This window comes from Xenorhabdus vietnamensis, from assembly GCF_002127535.1.
GTDB lineage: Bacteria > Pseudomonadota > Gammaproteobacteria > Enterobacterales > Enterobacteriaceae > Xenorhabdus > Xenorhabdus vietnamensis.
Window position 1 is genome coordinate 1 of record NZ_MUBJ01000058.1, and the last position, 3,503, is coordinate 3,503.

General features: G+C 54.1%; 1 tRNA gene and 2 rRNA genes. All 3 read left to right on the forward strand.

The annotated features are described in order from the left end of the window. The first annotated feature begins 136 nt into the window (after positions 1-136). A tRNA-Glu gene (locus tag Xvie_RS19860) sits at positions 137-212 on the forward strand. A gap of 192 nt (positions 213-404) precedes the next feature. Beyond that, positions 405-3,314, forward strand: a 23S ribosomal RNA gene (locus Xvie_RS19865). An 88-nt stretch (positions 3,315-3,402) separates the two neighbouring features. Continuing rightward, a 5S ribosomal RNA gene (gene rrf, locus Xvie_RS19870) occupies positions 3,403-3,503 on the forward strand; the annotation flags it as partial.

Genomic DNA, 3,503 nt, shown 5'->3' on the forward strand with positions numbered 1-3,503 from the left:
TCGTAACAAGGTAACCGTAGGGGAACCTGCGGTTGGATCACCTCCTTACCTAGAGATAGTAGTTTTTGTTGCAGTGCTCACACAGATTGTCTGATGAAATGTAATATGAGCAGCGCGTCTGCGAAGAAGACTCGATGTCCCCTTCGTCTAGAGGCCTAGGACACCGCCCTTTCACGGCGGTAACAGGGGTTCGAATCCCCTAGGGGACGCCACACTGCTCAGGCCCTGTGTGAAAGGCGGTGCCCCCTGATATTATTGTTAAGCGGGCTGTAAAGTCGGTTTACCAATAATAGCTCTTTAACAATCCGGAACAAGCTGAAAATTTGAAACACCCAGTCCCAGTCGTGAAGACGGGATTGGGGAGTCTCTCAAAACTCCAGTCCGAAGACACCTTCGGGTTGTGAGGTTAAGCGACTAAGCGTACACGGTGGATGCCTAGGCAGTCAGAGGCGATGAAGGACGTGCTAATCTGCGAAAAGCGCCGGTGAGCTGATATGAAGCGCCATCAGCCGGCGATGTCCGAATGGGGAAACCCAGTGCAATCCGTTGCACTATCATTAACTGAATTCATAGGTTAATGAGGCGAACCGGGGGAACTGAAACATCTCAGTACCCCGAGGAAAAGAAATCAACCGAGATTCCCCCAGTAGCGGCGAGCGAACGGGGAGCAGCCCAGAACCAGCATCAGTGTCAGCGTCAGGAGAACGGTCTGGAAAGGCCGGCAGTAAAGGGTGATAGCCCCGTATCTGAAGACGCTGGCAGTGGGAGTTCGATGAGTAGGGCGGGACACGTGGTATCCTGTCTGAACATGGGGGGACCATCCTCCAAGGCTAAATACTCCTGACTGACCGATAGTGAACCAGTACCGTGAGGGAAAGGCGAAAAGAACCCCGGCGAGGGGAGTGAAAGAGAACCTGAAACCGTGTACGTACAAGCAGTGGGAGCACCCTTTGGGGTGTGACTGCGTACCTTTTGTATAATGGGTCAGCGACTTATATTCTGTAGCAAGGTTAACCGTATAGGGGAGCCGCAGGGAAACCGAGTCTTAACTGGGCGTTAAGTTGCAGGGTATAGACCCGAAACCCGGTGATCTAGCCATGGGCAGGTTGAAGGTTGGGTAACACTAACTGGAGGACCGAACCGACTAATGTTGAAAAATTAGCGGATGACTTGTGGCTGGGGGTGAAAGGCCAATCAAACCGGGAGATAGCTGGTTCTCCCCGAAAGCTATTTAGGTAGCGCCTCGTGAAGTCATCTTCGGGGGTAGAGCACTGTTTCGGCTAGGGGGTCATCCCGACTTACCAACCCGATGCAAACTGCGAATACCGAAGAATGTTATCACGGGAGACACACGGCGGGTGCTAACGTCCGTCGTGAAGAGGGAAACAACCCAGACCGCCAGCTAAGGTCCCCAAGTCATGGTTAAGTGGGAAACGAAGTGGGAAGGCTCAGACAGCCAGGATGTTGGCTTAGAAGCAGCCATCATTTAAAGAAAGCGTAATAGCTCACTGGTCGAGTCGGCCTGCGCGGAAGATGTAACGGGGCTAAACCATGCACCGAAGCTGCGGCAGCGACACGCAAGTGTTGTTGGGTAGGGGAGCGTTCTGTAAGCCGTTGAAGGTGTGCTGTGAGGCATGCTGGAGGTATCAGAAGTGCGAATGCTGACATAAGTAACGATAAAGCGGGTGAAAAACCCGCTCGCCGGAAGACCAAGGGTTCCTGTCCAACGTTAATCGGGGCAGGGTGAGTCGACCCCTAAGGCGAGGCCGAAAGGCGTAGTCGATGGGCAACGGGTTAATATTCCCGTACCCGGTGTTACTGCGAAGGGGGGACGGAGAAGGCTAGGCTGGCCGGGCGACGGTTTGTCCCGGTTTAAGCGTGTAGGTGGGGTGACCTGGCAAATCCGGTCACCTGTTAACACTGAGGCGTGATGACGAGGCACCACGGTGCTGAAGTAGCTGATGCCCTGCTTCCAGGAAAAGCCTCTAAGCTCTAGGTAACATTGGATCGTACCCCAAACCGACACAGGTGGTCAGGTAGAGAATACTCAGGCGCTTGAGAGAACTCGGGTGAAGGAACTAGGCAAAATGGTGCCGTAACTTCGGGAGAAGGCACGCTGGCACTAGGTGAAGGGCCCCGCGCCCGGAGCCGAAGCCAGTCGCAGATACCAGCTGGCTGCAACTGTTTAATAAAAACACAGCACTGTGCAAACACGAAAGTGGACGTATACGGTGTGACGCCTGCCCGGTGCTGGAAGGTTAATTGATGGGGTTAGCCGCAAGGCGAAGCTCTTGATCGAAGCCCCAGTAAACGGCGGCCGTAACTATAACGGTCCTAAGGTAGCGAAATTCCTTGTCGGGTAAGTTCCGACCTGCACGAATGGCGTAATGATGGCCAGGCTGTCTCCACCCGAGACTCAGTGAAATTGAACTCGCTGTGAAGATGCAGTGTACCCGCGGCAAGACGGAAAGACCCCGTGAACCTTTACTATAGCTTGACACTGAACCTGGAGCCTTGATGTGTAGGATAGGTGGGAGGCTTGGAAGTGTGGACGCCAGTCTGCATGGAGCCAACCTTGAAATACCACCCTTGAATGTTTGAGGTTCTAACGTAGGCCCGTCATCCGGGTTGCGGACAGTGTCTGGTGGGTAGTTTGACTGGGGCGGTCTCCTCCCAAAGCGTAACGGAGGAGCACGAAGGTTAGCTAATCACGGTCGGACATCGTGAGGTTAGTGCAAAGGCATAAGCTAGCTTGACTGCGAGAGTGACAGCTCGAGCAGGTACGAAAGTAGGTCTTAGTGATCCGGTGGTTCTGCATGGAAGGGCCATCGCTCAACGGATAAAAGGTACTCCGGGGATAACAGGCTGATACCGCCCAAGAGTTCATATCGACGGCGGTGTTTGGCACCTCGATGTCGGCTCATCACATCCTGGGGCTGAAGTAGGTCCCAAGGGTATGGCTGTTCGCCATTTAAAGTGGTACGCGAGCTGGGTTTAGAACGTCGTGAGACAGTTCGGTCCCTATCTGCCGTGGGCGTTGGAAGATTGAAAGGGGCTGCTCCTAGTACGAGAGGACCGGAGTGGACGCACCACTGGTGTTCGGGTTGTCATGCCAATGGCACTGCCCGGTAGCTAAGTGCGGAAGAGATAACCGCTGAAAGCATCTAAGCGGGAAACTTGCCTTGAGATGAGTCTTCCCTTGTCCCTTGAGGACACTGAAGGAACGTTCGAGACGAGGACGTGGATAGGCTGGGTGTGTAAGCGTTGCGAGACGTTGAGCTAACCAGTACTAATGAACCGTGCGGCTTAACCTGACAACACCGAAGGTGTTTTGGGCTGAGAGAGCAGATGACAAAGTTTCAAAGCAGATGACAGCTTGTTCGGGGTTGAAACCAGGATTTGTCTGGCGGCAATAGCGCGGTGGTCCCACCTGACCCCATGCCGAACTCAGCAGTGAAACGCCGTAGCGCCGATGGTAGTGTGGGGTCTCCCCATGTGAGAGT